We start from the raw sequence: 13,223 nt of genomic DNA on the forward strand, positions 1-13,223 counted from the left end.
AGTATCACAATAATAATTGATGGTTTTACTAACGGTTTACAGGGTCTTCATGTAGCGTCGATGCCCTTTTATTGTCTGTCTTTTTTACTTGCAGAGATAAATATCTAGCAATTATTGGATATTTATCTGTGGGAGTGCAGGCCACATATTGCTTGCCAATTAAATATGAAAGGAAATTATATCATGACTTTATCTCGGATCTCTCTGGCTACTCTGTTTGCCGTTGCTGCCGTTTCTTTTGGCGCTAACGCTGCAGGTTCTTTCGTTGGTAACACGGGTAAAGTGACCTTCCACGGTAGCGTAGTTGATGCTCCGTGTAACCTGGCTCCGGGCCAGGACGGCGAAGATATCAAGGTTGATTTCGGCGAGCTGTCCATGTCTCAGCTGAACGCTGGCGAAACCTCTGCACGTAAGTTTGAGATCAAACTGGAAAACTGCAACCTGGGTAGCGACGCTGCCAAGAAAACCGCAGAAATCACTTTCACCAGCCAAGACCAACTGGCAGACAAAAACCTGCTGGGTACCAATGGCACCGCGAAAAACCTGGCAATCGGCATCGACAAAGTGACGTTTGGTACTGCTGCTGCACTGACCAACCTGACCGATGGTGACAACGTCCTGACCTATACCGCCATTGCACAGAAAGCGGCTACCGGTGAAGGTTCTGCAGACGTTACCCCTGGTGACTTCACTGCATCTACCACTTTCAAGATTAGCTACAAGTAAGTTCTAGTCTGACGAAGACTTGCCGCGTAGGCCATGGCGTTTACGCGGCAAGCAATCGGGGAGGTCGTATGTGGTGCAGGTCAGTAGGCTTACTGTTGTTGTCCATGGTGTTCAACGCCTGGGGCGGAGTGCTGGCTCTCACCGATAACGAGGATGGGCGGCTACGCCCTATGCGCGGGCTAGCCACTCTGAGCGGTACGGTGTATGCCCCGGCATGTAGCATTGCGTTAGCCAGCCAATACCAAACGCTGAATCTGAATGAACAGCCGTTGCTGGCGTTAAGAGACGGGGCTTCGTTGGTTTATCCGTTCTCTATTCAGCTGGAAAATTGCTCTTTGCCCACCGATCGGGAAAGAGATCCGGCAATGTATATTCGCTTTGAGGGGACTCAGGGCACGCAGAATGAGTTATTTCTCCCTTCCGGCGGTGCCCAAGGTATTGGGTTCAAGATCCGGGATGCTTTGGATCAGACGCTTCACCCCGGCAAAAAATTGTCCGTGCACTATAAAAAACAACCAAATATGGATAATTCGGGTCATTACACCACCCTGTTAAATTATAGCGTTGAACTACTCCCTGATGGCTCTGCGTTACAGTCGGGAGACTATCACGCCATCTTGAGGTTCTTCATGAGTTACGAATAGCGCCCCAGTGATGGCAATGCCAATGACAGTCATTGCTTTTTTGGGGTTATACGACCGTATTCACGTGGCTGCGTGTTTTAAATGGCATGCGTTAGAAAAGGATTATTCGCGATGAACCAAGGCTGGTTTGCGGTGAGCCGTATTGTTTTATGGATATGCATGACCTTGGCGACAGAGCAGGCAGCGGCCGTTGAGTTTAATACGGATGTGTTAGATACCGATGATAAAGCGAATATCGACTTCTCGCGCTTTTCACAGATCGGCTACGTGCTGCCTGGCGTTTACCAGATGCGGGTCAAACTTAATGGCGATAGCTGGGGCAATGAGATCGGGGTGCCGTTCTATCTGCCGGATGCACCGTCTGCGGACGAAAAAGACGCCACCCTCCCTCAGGCGTGCTTGCCCCCGACTATCGTCGGACATCTGGGATTACTGCCCTCTGCCCAGGAAAAACTGACCTATTGGCATGATGGGGAATGTGTCGATTTCAGTACGCTGAAGGGCACGACCTTGGTTCCCGACGTTGGAGCCGGTACGCTCAATATCACTATGCCGCAGGCCTGGCTGGAGTATTCGGACGCCTCCTGGCTGCCACCCTCCCGCTGGGATCACGGCATTCCCGGCATGATGCTGGACTATAACTCCAATGCCACGACCTCCCGCCAGCCTGGGCAGGGCCAGCAGCAAAGAGCCAGTATCAACGGCACCGCAGGAGCCAATTTAGGTGCCTGGCGTCTGCGGGCGGACTATCAGGCCAGCTATAGCCATTCGACGGGGAGCCAAAGCGCGTCCAACAGTTCGTTCGAGTTCAGCCGTATCTATCTGTTCCGCCCCCTTCCACAGTGGCAGTCGACATTGACGCTGGGTGAGAACTACGTCAACTCCCAGTTGTTCGACTCCTGGCGCTATGCCGGGTTGGCCTTGGCGAGTGATGAGCAAATGTTGCCACCACGGCTGCGGGGCTATGCGCCGGAAATTATTGGCGTGGCCAAGACGGACGCGCTGGTGACCGTGACCCAGCAAGGGCGGGTGGTCTATGAAAGTACCGTGCCTGCCGGGCCGTTTCGCATTCAGAGCCTGGACAATGCCATTCGCGGCACCCTGGATGTCAAAGTCACCGAACAGAACGGCGAGGAGCGGACCTTCAGCGTCTCGAGCGCCTCGGTGCCTTATCTGACGCGTCCTGGGCAGATCCGCTATCAGGCCATGGCCGGGCGTCCCAGCAGTTGGCAGCACGATCTGGAAGGCCCGCCGTTTGCTTCCGCAGAGATGGCCTGGGGGATTTCCAACGCCTGGTCGGTGTATGGCGGGGCCACGGTATCGCGTGAATATCAGTCGGTGGCGTTGGGGGCGGGTAGAGACCTGTTCCTGATGGGGGCGCTGGCGCTGGACGTGACGCAGTCGCGGGCCAAATTGCAGAATGATCAGGAATTGAGTGGTAAATCCTGGCGTCTGAGCTACTCAAAATATTTTGACGTGGCGCAGGCCGATGTGACCTTTGCTGGCTACCGCTTCTCTGAAAAAGATTACATGAACATGCAGCAGTTTCTGGATAACCGTTACCACGGCGGCGATCGGGAACATCAGAAACAGCGCTATCAGATCAACGCCAACAAGCGCTTTGATGCCTTGTCGATCGGGTTGAACTACGAACGCCAGACCTATTGGGATCGCGGCGATACGCGCCAATACGGGGTGAACATTGGCAGCTACTTCGATCTGCCCGCCCTGGGGCTACGCACCCTATCACTGAATGCCACCTTGGCGCGCAGCCAGTATCTGGGGAACAAGGAAAACCTGTTCAGCCTGATGCTATCCATGCCGTTAGGCAGTGGTTCGGTCAGCGCCAACAGCACCTACAGCGGCAAGCGTTACGGGCATCGCCTGGGCTATTACGATCGCCTGGGGCTGGACAGCTACAGCGTCAATACCGGCTTTGACTATGGCAACAACCAGCCTGATGGTGGCCAGTTCAGCGGCATGTATACCCATAACAGCGGGATGGGGACCGTGAGCGCCAACGCCGCGGTAGAGACGCGGGGTTACACCTCATTGGGCCTTAGCGCCAATGGCGGCGTGACGGCAACCGCTAAGGGAGTGGCGTTGCACTCCGGTGGTTACAACGGCAGAACCCGCCTGATGGTTGATACCGATGGGGTTGGTGGAGTGCCAGTGGACGGTGGCCGCGTGGTGACCAACTCGGCGGGGATCGGCGTGATGGCGAACGTCAACAGTTACTACCGCACCACGGCACGGATCGATATCAACAAGCTGGCCGATGACATTGAGGCAACCCAGGGCGTAGTGGAAATAGCCCTGACCGAAGGGGCGATTGGCTACCGGAAGTTTTCAGTGGTTAAAGGGGGCAAGGCCTTTGCCGCCCTGCGGCTGGCCAACGGTGACTTCCCGCCGTTTGGTGCCAGCGTGAACGACCCTAAAGGCCGAGAAGTAGGGATCGTGGCGGACAGCGGCCTGGCCTGGTTAACCGGTATTACCCCTCAAGAGCGGCTGTCGGTCGCCTGGGATGGCGAGATCCAGTGTTATGCCGTACTCCCGCTGATCCTCGACCAGGACACTTTACTACTGCCGTGTCGTCAATAGCGTCACGTCAGGGATTCGAAACACCAGCATGAGCCTATCCAAATGAAAGTAATGAACCAAGCGGTGCTGTGCGCCACCCTGCTGATGAGCAACTCCTACACCGCGCAAGCGGCCATAGCGCTCGATCGTACCCGTGCAGTGTTTAACGGCACGGAGAAATCCATCAGCCTGAATATCAGCAATGAGAACAAAAATCTGCCCTATCTGGCTCAGACCTGGCTGGAAGATGAGGATCAGCAAAAGCTGTCCGCTGGCCCACTGGTGGTGACACCGCCGGTACAGCGCCTGGAGCCGGGGAACAAGGCGATGCTGCGCATCATGGCCACGCCGTCGGCCAGGCAACTGCCCATCGATCGCGAGTCGCTGTTCTATTTTAACCTGCGTGAAGTGCCGCCACGCAGTGAAAAGCCTAACGTGTTGCAGATTGCCTTGCAGACCAAGATCAAACTGTTTTATCGCCCGGCAGGGATCGTGGTGGCGCCTGGCAAAATCTGGCAGGACCAATTGGTGCTGCATGTCGAGGGTAATGGTTATCGCATCGAGAACCCGACGCCTTATTACATCACGGTAATCGGTTTGGGCGCCACGGAGCAGCAGTCAGAAAACGGTGCCTTTGAAACCGTGATGATTGCCCCCAAAAGCAGCGCAAAGGTGAAAAGCAGCACCTTCACCACTCCGCACCTGACCTATATCAACGACTATGGCGGCCGTCCTACGTTGACGTTTCGCTGTAGCGGCCACCGCTGTGTAGCCAAGTAGAGGCTGAGATGATTAAACGTCGTACGTGGCCGTGGGCGATCGCGCTGTCTGCCTGGTTGTCTGCCAGCGAATGCGGGGCTGCAGGAAGCCTGGAACTGAAGTTTAGCGGCACGCTGAACGAGAAGGTTTGTTCGTTTGAGCAAGGCGATCAGGCTCAGGAGGTCTCGTTGCAACTGCAATCGATTAAATACTTCGAAAACTATGGGCGTACGGCAGTCTATCCCTTTCTGGTCAGCCTGACCAATTGCTCGGCCGCCACGCTGGCCAAGATGGTGCAGTTGACGTTTAACAGCACCCACATCCGGGTCGTGGAAGGGGAAAACCTGTTGGATACCGAAGGTGATACCGGTCTGGTGCTGGGATTGACGGATGCTAAAGGCCAGGCGATCAAGCTGGGTGAGGCCGTTCCTGCCGGCCAGATTGCCAATGTCGGTGATGGATCGGCGAACAGGTTCCAGTTTGGCGTTTATGCGCAGGCAGTCGGGGAAGTGATGGCAGGCAGCTATTCCTCGACCGTAATGATAGAGATGGCATTTGAGTAGCCCTCTGCGGCCATCAGGCAAAAGGGAAGTCGGGTAATGAAAACCTGCAAATGGAGTATCGGGCTGGTGGCGCTGCTAGGGAGTGCCTTCAGCCACGCAGACGTGCTGGTCAACATATCGGCGATCATTATCAAGCCGGCCTGTGAAGTGACGGGCGATGGGCAGAATGGGGAACTTGAGGTTCGTTTTGGTGAACTGCCACTTGCCTCCGTCAATACCGCCGATGCCCAAAAGGATATCGCCCTCAAGTTCAGCTGTGTGGATGGTATTCCGTCCAACGGCAAACTGAGAATGTATCTGCGGCCAAGCTCATTCGGGGCTTTAGGCAGCAACATTCTGGGCACCTCGATGGAGGGGCTGGGGATTGAAATGCTGGTGGCAAGCCAAAAAGCGAACTTCAGCCAGTGGGTGCCGGTAACGGTGACCACCGCGGGGGAGATGATGTTAACGGCGAAGCTGGTTGCGGCGGATCTGCCTTCCCTGTCCGGCGGCGAATTTACGGCCTCGGCCAATATGATGATGACTTATCCATAGAGCAGGAGAGCTTATGCGGTGGCATGGCGTGGCCCAGTTAACATGGGTATTGGTGGGCCTGGCCGTCTGGTCAGGTAAAGGTTTGGCTTATCAGGTGGAGTCGGAATATGGCGGCGCCACTTTCACCCTCAATGTACCGGAGGGCAGTGCCAGCGTCGGCAGGGTTGGGGAGTTTGTGGTGGAGGAATCGACGGTAAGCGGGCGCGTAAAGTGCAACTATACCTCTGCGGGTGGCACCAAAACTATGTACCATCGCTCTTTTATCAATCTGCCTTGGGATGCTTCAGTAGGCCGTTATCGGATCAATAAAAACCTGTCGATGTCCTACTCTTCTGGTGGCGTACCCGATACTATCTGGGGATCAGCCAGTAATGTATCAGACTGGGTGTGTGGAAGCCGTGGTACCACAAATGCGCAATCCAGGACTTTAGTTAACGCGTTCCCGATCACGCTAACTTTTTATTTGGACAAGCGGCCAATCGATAATCTGATCGCCGTTCCGGCGATGGTATTGGGCGGCTATGTGAGGGCATTTGAAGAGACTGCTCCAGCAGGACAACCAGCGATCTACACCATTCCGTATCAGCTTCAAGGGGGAACGATTATGGTGCCGGCTGTTTGTGAGGCGTCGGCTACGACTTTACAGATAGATCATGGCATCCTGGCTGCGGATTTAAAGTCGCATAGTGCCACCCAGCAGTTGACCTATAGCTGTTCCACGCCGATCAAAGCCAGTATCGAGATCTCTTATCAGGAGAACGCCAATGGGTTGCTCGATCTCAAAGACGGCACCGGGGCGGTGAGGGCGCAGACCAAGTTGACGATTATGGATAATGAAACCCGGCAACAAGGCAAAGAAATCACCACCCAAATCAACCAGGTAAAATCCTATACGGTGAGCAGCGAACTGAGCAATATTACCGGCGAGGGAGCGATATCCGGCAGTGCCTGGATTATCGCCTTGATGGACTAGTATTGCCTCACCCTCAGCGGGAATCGATCGAGGTAGCCATTAATTGCAGCAACTTACCTGATCCTCCTCAAGAGCATTTCGGTTCCAGATTAACTCCGACACCCGATAGTGGCTCTGCACTAGCTCCCTCTCCCTTTGGGAGAGGGTTGGGGTGAGGGGAATACAATCTATCCTATGTCGCTATGACGCCAACAAGTCTTAAACTTCCATTGAATAATCTGGCTTAAACACCATTAGCTGGTTTTTATTATTCGCCATCCGCCTGTTTTACTGCCAGGGTAATGTGACACGCTAATAACAAGAAGAACAATTGATTAGCAAAATAACTTGGCGCCATTTTCATTTAATTACAAATTTTAAAATTTAATTTTGCCAATTTTGACTAGCAGGGCGACTAAGAGAAATCTTCAGTTTGGCTGGCAGAAGCTGGTCGGTACTGGCTTTGCTTACAAAACGCACGCTGGCATGAGATAATTCTCATGCCGAGCCAATATAAAAATAACCCATTAAAATTTTAAGGTCTTATTTTTCCTTTTTGTTTTGCTCGGAGGGTGAGTAAATCTATTTTTTATTTGGTAATCATTCCTCACAATAGGCTATGCTTTAAGCAATCTGTTAGTGACAGATGTTATTAATTCTTGAATGTGTTATCGCCAGTATAATTGCAATAGGAGTTCTTTGTGGCACAGCGTAAATTTCTCACTCTCACCGAAGTTAACAACCTGATGAGTGCTGCCCGGAATAAACCCACCGGGGTACGGGATAGCTGTCTGATCCTGCTGGCCTTTCGCCATGGCTTTCGCATCAGCGAGTTGTTGAACTTGCGTTACCACGACCTGGAAATGATTGAGGGACGGATAAATATACGCCGACTGAAGAACGGATTCTCTACCGTTCATCCTCTGATGAGTGATGAATGCAAGGCGATAATGGAATGGAGCCAGGTCAGGGCGCAGTGGAAGCCCGCAGTGGATCCGGAGATTGTTTTTATTTCTCAACGGGGTACCCAGTTATCACGTAACCAGGCCTGGCGCATTATCCGCCAGGCAGGCGAACTGGCTGGCACGGTTACCCATACCCACCCCCATATGCTGCGTCATGCCTGCGGCTATGAACTGGCAGAAAGGGGCACCGACACTCGCCTCATTCAGGACTATCTGGGGCACCGCAACATCCGACATACTGTACGTTATACCGCCAGTAACGCGGCGCGCTTCGTTGGGATGTGGGATCGTAATGGATTGGTTTTAAAGGATTTAATAGTAAATGATGGGATGCAAGATGAAACAATTGGGGCTAAACTGTTCCTAATTCTTAAACGAACAATAGGATTTTGCAATGCCCCTTATTAGAATATTCCTTGTTTTTATGATATCACGTTGAAAATTAACTATATTTTTTTATCTCCGCCAATTACCTGCTTCGACCCCCAAATTTTCGCCAGTGCGCCAATCCTCGATTGCCAAATTCAAATTCACTAAAAATCACACTCCCAGGCAAAATACAAAGCATTTAATTCTTTATTTAACGATTTAAATAATAAAAATAGTTAATTAATCCGTGGTTAACCTATTTGTCATTTTTTTATAGGGTGCGACAAAATAGCCCCAAATGTCTCATGTTGATGGCGAAAACTGAACGGAATAGGGAGGTCCGGCCGTGAGTAGCAATAAGTCTGTGCGGTTGCCCGCCAGGGGAATCGACCTCCACACTTTTTCATGGTTATGAAACATTATGTGTTCAAAGGAAAATAGTATGAAAATCAAATCACTGGTTGCTGGTATTGCCGCAGTTCTTTCTCTGGCTGGCGTCGCTAATGCGGCAACGACTACCGTCAACGGTGGCCCGATCCATTTCAAAGGGGAAGTCGTTAATGCGGCTTGTGCCGTGGATGCAGGTTCTATTGGCCAGACAGTGCAATTGGGGCAAGTAAAAACAACTTCATTGGCTACCGCTGGCGATGTCAGTTCTTCTACCGGGTTCAATATCCAACTGAATGATTGTGATTCCACCGTTTCCAGCAAGGCATCTGTTGCATTCACCGGCACCGCGGTAAACGCTACCTATCCTACTGCGCTGGCCCTGCAAGGCTCTGCAGCAGGTAATGCCAGCAACGTTGGCGTTCAGATCCTTGATCGCACCGGTACAGCACTGGCAGTTGATGGCGCTACCTTCAGTGCGGCTACTACGCTCTCTGATGGCACCGTTGTTGTTCCATTCCAGGCTCGTTATATCGCAACTGGCGCAGCCACAGCCGGTATTGCCAACGCTGATGCCACTTTCAAGGTGCAGTATCAGTAAGCTGAATTTAGCTCATCAAGGATGATTATTGCAGGCCAGGGAGGCCTGTTTTTCAGCTACCGGAGGCAAGGAGCATGCGATGTGGAGAATGGGAGCGGGACTACTGCTAACTCTGCTGTTGGGGGGAAAGGCCGTTGCCGACAAGAACTGGGAGGAGCAACCTCTCGGCGGTTTGATGCGTTTTCAGGGCGAAGTGATCGCTGAAACCTGTGCGGTGGAAACCGGGGATCGCAATCTGACGGTATCGATGGGGCATATCACCACCGATCGATTTCGTTTGCCCGGCGATGAGGCCGATCCAGTCCCCTTTGATTTACATCTGCAGAACTGCAATACCGCAGTCAGTCGCAACGTGGGAGTGATGTTCCATGGTATGGCAGACAGCAGTAATCCGCAGGTGCTGTCTATTGGTGAAGGGCCAGGCATTGCTTCTGGGGTCGCCGTGGCGTTGTTCGATGACCGAGGCCGATTTATTCCACTCAATACCGCTCCGCGGTACTGGGTGCCATTGCAAGAGGGGCCGGTGATCCTGCATTTCGTCGCGAAGTATCGCGCTACCGGGCAGCCGGTAAACGATGGTTTGGCTAACGCTCAGGCATGGTTTGCACTGACTTATCAGTAGGCCTTGGCCGCAAGATAAAAGTAATAGCGCTGCACAATGATGGGCTTATGGCCGCGTAGCGTTATGGAGGTCAGATCCTGATGGATGAGGTAAATGTGAGAACAACAACGATGGTTGGAAAGATGATGTCCGTACTGCTGCTGCTGGCAGCGGGGCATGTGGGCGTGGCAAATGCCGGAGTCGGCCTGGGCGCGACCCGGGTGATCTATCCTGCCGATCAGAAGCAGGTGACTCTGGGTGTCAGCAATAACGATGAAAAAAGCACCTATCTGATCCAATCCTGGGTAGAAAGCGCCGATGGCCAAAAAGATGGCCGGTTGATTATTACGCCACCGTTATATTTGATGCAGGGAAAAAAAGAGAACACGCTGCGCATTATCGATGCGACCAATCAGAGCTTGCCGAAGGATCGGGAGAGTTTGTTCTGGGTCAACGTCAAAGCGATCCCCTCACTGGATAAATCACGCCAGGATGAAAACACCCTGCAATTGGCGATTACCAGCCGTATCAAACTGTTTTATCGCCCCAATGGGCTCAGTATCGCGCCAGACAAGGCACCGGAGCAGTTGCGCTTTAAACGTAGCGGCAAAGAGCTGACGATCGTCAATCCCACGCCTTATTTTATCACGCTAAGCGAGGTCAATGCCGGTACGCGGCTGTTGGCAAACACCATGGTGTCGCCGATGGGGTCAGCCAACGTGGCGCTCCCTGCCGATGCAGGCAGCAATATCAGCTATCGGACGATCAACGATTACGGTGCCCAGACACCGGTACTCAAGGGTGTGATGCAGTAAGGCTAAAGCCGCCATATCCATTTTATAACGCTATAACCAGATAAATCAGGCAGCCGGGCGACCTGTATCGAACCGGAGGGATCATGCTATACCTGAAAAACGGCACGGAAAGTCGCAGAGTGATAAAAGATAACCACCAGGGTGCCTCCATCTTTACGCTGACGTTAACGCCATTGGCCATGATGCTGTTGGCGTTATGCGGCGACGCATCGGCGCGAGCGGAAAACTACTTCAACCCGCGTTTTCTTTCCGACGATCCGGCGAAGGTGGCCGATCTGTCTGGATTTGAAAAGGGACTAGAGGCCCCTCCGGGTGTCTACCGCGTCGACATTTATATGAATGACGGGTTTATGTCGACCCGGGATGTCTCTTTCAAGCCCGATAACGATCACAAGGCTTTGGTGCCTTGTCTGACCCGCAGCCAGCTAGCCGCGATGGGCGTCAATACCCGGTCGGTGCCGGGCATGGCCGTATTGGCAGCAGAAGCCTGTGTACCATTGACCTCGATGATCAAAGAGGCCTCCACGGATTTTGACGTCGGGCGGCAGCGTCTGTCTATCAGCATTCCTCAAGCCTATATGGGCAATCTTGCCCGTGGCTATATTCCCCCGGACCAATGGCAAAACGGTATCACCGCCGGGTTACTCAATTACAGCTTCACCGGCAGTAATGTCCGTAATCAGCAATCGAGCACCAGCAATTACGCCTTCCTTAACTTGCAGAGCGGCGTGAATCTGGGAGCCTGGCGGCTGCGGGATAATACCACCTGGAGTTACAGCAGCGGCGGCGGATCGAGCGCCAATCAAAACCGCTGGCAGCACGTTAATACCTATTTGCAGCGCGATATTGCGTCTCTGCAGAGTCGGTTGACGCTGGGCGATAGCTATAGCTCAGGGGACATTTTTGATGGCGTTAACTTCCGCGGCGTGCAGGTGGCGACGGATGACAACATGTTGCCAGACAGCCAGCGAGGCTTTGCTCCCGTGATCCACGGTATTGCCCGCGGCACCGCCAGGGTCACGATCAAGCAGAATGGGTTTGAGATATACCAGGCGACGGTGCCGCCAGGCCCATTCACCATCGACGATCTTTCCGGGTCTGGTAACGGTGGCGATTTGCAGGTCAGCATTCAGGAGGCCGACGGCACGGCCCAGGTATTTACCGTGCCTTATACCTCGGTTCCCGGGCTGCTACGCCAAGGGCATGTGAGATATGCGGTGACGGTGGGGCAGTATCGCAGCGGCAACGATCAGCAGGAGGAGCCAACCTTTGGCCAGGGTACGCTGATGTGGGGGCTGGCCGACGGTTGGACGCTATCCGGCGGCACCCAGCTAGCCAATCGCTATCGGGCATTCAATCTCGGGGTGGCTAAAGACCTGGGTATTTTCGGTGCCGTGTCGCTGGACATCACTCAGGCTCGCGCCACTTTGCCAGATGACAGTACCCATCAGGGGCAGTCACTGCGCTTCCTTTATAACAAAGCCTTGAATGAGTGGGGCACCAACCTGCAACTGCTCGGTTATCGCTATTCCACCAGCGGCTATTACAGCCTGGCTGACACCACCTGGGGCCAGATGAGCGGCTACAGCGCGGCCACCGACGAAGGGATTGTCCAGCTCACGCCGAAGCTCACCGATTACTACAATCTGGCCTACAACAAGCGTGGCCGGTTGCAGGTAACGGTGACCCAGCAGGTTGCGGACAACGCGACCTTATATCTGACCGGTAGCCACCAGACGTATTGGGGGATCGGCAAGGCAGATGAACAACTGCAGGCTGGTTACAGCGGTACGTTGGAGGATATCACTTACACCCTCAGCTACAGCCTGACCAAAAATGCCTGGCAGGATGGGCGCGATAATATGCTGGCCTTCAACATCAGCATCCCGTTCAGCCATTGGCTGCGTTCCGACAGCCAGTCGGCTTTCAGCCGCTCCAGCGTCAGCTACAGCATGTCTGACGATCTGAATGGCAGGATGACCAACCAGGCCGGGGTGTACGGCACGTTACTGGAGGATAACAACCTGAGCTACAACGTGCAGGCCGGTTACGCCGGAGGCGGAGTGGGGACATCAGGCGGCACCGGGAACGCATCGCTGACGTATCGCGGGGCTTCGGGCAACGCCAACGTAGGGTACAGCCGCAGCAGCGGTTCCAACCAACTGTATTACGGGCTGAGCGGTGGCGTGCTGGCGCATGAAAACGGCATCACCCTGAGCCAACCGCTGAACGACACCCTGATCCTGGTCAAAGCGCCGGGGGCAGGCAACGTATCGGTGGAAAACCAGAGCGGGATACGTACCGACGGGCGTGGCTATGCCGTACTGCCGTTTGCCATGGATTACCGGGAAAACCGCGTCGCGTTGAACCCGAATACGCTGGCAAACAACGTCGAACTGGATGAGGCAGTGGTCAGCGTGGTGCCGAATCACGGCGCGGTAGTGCTGGCCGATTTTAAAACCCACGTCGGGCTGAAGGTGCTGATGACGCTGACCTATAACGGACAGCCGTTGCCATTCGGCTCGGTGGTGTCATTCGATAATGGCCGTTCTGGCAGCATTGTTGCCGATGGCGGGCAGGTGTATCTGACCGGGTTGCCATTACGCGGTGAGGTGAAAGCCAAATGGGGCGAGGGTGCAGGCGGGCAGTGCGTGGCGAGTTACCAACTGCCGCCGGAAAGCCAGCAGCGGGCACTTAGCTATCTAACGGCAGCATGCCGATGACGCC

Annotated in this window: 12 protein-coding genes; all 12 read left to right on the forward strand. The window is 53.9% G+C overall.

The genetic code is table 11. The features are described from left to right. The first annotated feature begins 183 nt into the window (after positions 1 to 183). The 12 genes from ACRDCA_RS08550 (at position 184) to ACRDCA_RS08605 (ending at position 13,219) form a co-directional block, all read left to right on the forward strand. Positions 184 to 726, forward strand: coding sequence for a fimbrial protein (locus ACRDCA_RS08550; RefSeq protein WP_438689151.1), 543 nt, complete (start codon positions 184 to 186; stop codon positions 724 to 726). Positions 727 to 794: 68 nt separating this feature from the next. Next, positions 795 to 1,370 (forward strand): fimbrial protein, encoded by a 576-nt coding sequence (locus ACRDCA_RS08555; RefSeq protein WP_438689152.1) that lies wholly within the window; start codon positions 795 to 797, stop codon positions 1,368 to 1,370. A gap of 111 nt (positions 1,371 to 1,481) precedes the next feature. Further along, positions 1,482 to 3,971 carry a fimbria/pilus outer membrane usher protein gene (locus ACRDCA_RS08560; protein ID WP_438689153.1) on the forward strand — a complete coding sequence of 830 codons (2,490 nt, stop codon included), beginning with the start codon at positions 1,482 to 1,484 and terminating at the stop codon, positions 3,969 to 3,971. A 42-nt stretch (positions 3,972 to 4,013) separates the two neighbouring features. After that, positions 4,014 to 4,730: a fimbrial biogenesis chaperone gene (locus ACRDCA_RS08565; protein WP_438689154.1), complete on the forward strand. Its 717-nt coding sequence runs from the start codon at positions 4,014 to 4,016 to the stop codon at positions 4,728 to 4,730. Between the two features lie 8 nt (positions 4,731 to 4,738). Continuing rightward, on the forward strand, positions 4,739 to 5,272 hold the full coding sequence (locus tag ACRDCA_RS08570; protein WP_438689155.1) for a fimbrial protein: 534 nt from the start codon (positions 4,739 to 4,741) through the stop codon (positions 5,270 to 5,272). 36 nt (positions 5,273 to 5,308) lie between these two features. Next, complete coding sequence (locus tag ACRDCA_RS08575; protein ID WP_438689156.1) at positions 5,309 to 5,806, forward strand: fimbrial protein; 498 nt, start codon at positions 5,309 to 5,311, stop codon at positions 5,804 to 5,806. A 13-nt stretch (positions 5,807 to 5,819) separates the two neighbouring features. Beyond that, entirely contained in the window at positions 5,820 to 6,779 is a 960-nt protein-coding gene (locus ACRDCA_RS08580; RefSeq protein ID WP_438689157.1) for a hypothetical protein, read from the forward strand. Positions 6,780 to 7,459: 680 nt separating this feature from the next. Further along, positions 7,460 to 8,131, forward strand: coding sequence for a tyrosine-type DNA invertase (locus ACRDCA_RS08585; RefSeq protein WP_438689158.1), 672 nt, complete (start codon positions 7,460 to 7,462; stop codon positions 8,129 to 8,131). A gap of 403 nt (positions 8,132 to 8,534) precedes the next feature. Continuing rightward, complete coding sequence (gene fimA, locus ACRDCA_RS08590; protein ID WP_438689159.1) at positions 8,535 to 9,080, forward strand: type 1 fimbrial major subunit FimA; 546 nt, start codon at positions 8,535 to 8,537, stop codon at positions 9,078 to 9,080. A gap of 79 nt (positions 9,081 to 9,159) precedes the next feature. After that, positions 9,160 to 9,702, forward strand: a complete 543-nt coding sequence (locus ACRDCA_RS08595; protein WP_438689160.1) for a fimbrial protein — start codon at positions 9,160 to 9,162, stop codon at positions 9,700 to 9,702. 80 nt (positions 9,703 to 9,782) lie between these two features. Next, positions 9,783 to 10,496, forward strand: a complete 714-nt coding sequence (locus tag ACRDCA_RS08600) for a fimbria/pilus periplasmic chaperone (RefSeq protein ID WP_438689161.1) — start codon at positions 9,783 to 9,785, stop codon at positions 10,494 to 10,496. 83 nt (positions 10,497 to 10,579) lie between these two features. Continuing rightward, on the forward strand, positions 10,580 to 13,219 hold the full coding sequence (locus ACRDCA_RS08605; RefSeq protein WP_438689162.1) for a fimbrial biogenesis usher protein: 2,640 nt from the start codon (positions 10,580 to 10,582) through the stop codon (positions 13,217 to 13,219). Positions 13,220 to 13,223: the final 4 nt, after the last annotated feature.

The organism is Serratia sp. (in: enterobacteria) (assembly GCF_051654945.1).
Classification (GTDB): Bacteria; Pseudomonadota; Gammaproteobacteria; order Enterobacterales; family Enterobacteriaceae; genus Chania.

Excerpts from the sequence above, each read along its gene's own strand:
- ACRDCA_RS08550 (WP_438689151.1), top strand. The coding sequence starts at position 184 with ATGACTTTATCTCGGATCTCTCTGGCTACTCTGTTTGCCGTTGCTGCC.
- ACRDCA_RS08555 (WP_438689152.1), top strand. The coding sequence starts at position 795 with ATGTGGTGCAGGTCAGTAGGCTTACTGTTGTTGTCCATGGTGTTCAAC.
- ACRDCA_RS08560 (WP_438689153.1), top strand. The coding sequence starts at position 1,482 with ATGAACCAAGGCTGGTTTGCGGTGAGCCGTATTGTTTTATGGATATGC.
- ACRDCA_RS08565 (WP_438689154.1), top strand. The coding sequence starts at position 4,014 with ATGAAAGTAATGAACCAAGCGGTGCTGTGCGCCACCCTGCTGATGAGC.
- ACRDCA_RS08570 (WP_438689155.1), top strand. The coding sequence starts at position 4,739 with ATGATTAAACGTCGTACGTGGCCGTGGGCGATCGCGCTGTCTGCCTGG.
- ACRDCA_RS08575 (WP_438689156.1), top strand. The coding sequence starts at position 5,309 with ATGAAAACCTGCAAATGGAGTATCGGGCTGGTGGCGCTGCTAGGGAGT.
- ACRDCA_RS08580 (WP_438689157.1), top strand. The coding sequence starts at position 5,820 with ATGCGGTGGCATGGCGTGGCCCAGTTAACATGGGTATTGGTGGGCCTG.
- fimA (WP_438689159.1), top strand. The coding sequence starts at position 8,535 with ATGAAAATCAAATCACTGGTTGCTGGTATTGCCGCAGTTCTTTCTCTG.
- ACRDCA_RS08595 (WP_438689160.1), top strand. The coding sequence starts at position 9,160 with ATGTGGAGAATGGGAGCGGGACTACTGCTAACTCTGCTGTTGGGGGGA.
- ACRDCA_RS08600 (WP_438689161.1), top strand. The coding sequence starts at position 9,783 with ATGGATGAGGTAAATGTGAGAACAACAACGATGGTTGGAAAGATGATG.
- ACRDCA_RS08605 (WP_438689162.1), top strand. The coding sequence starts at position 10,580 with ATGCTATACCTGAAAAACGGCACGGAAAGTCGCAGAGTGATAAAAGAT.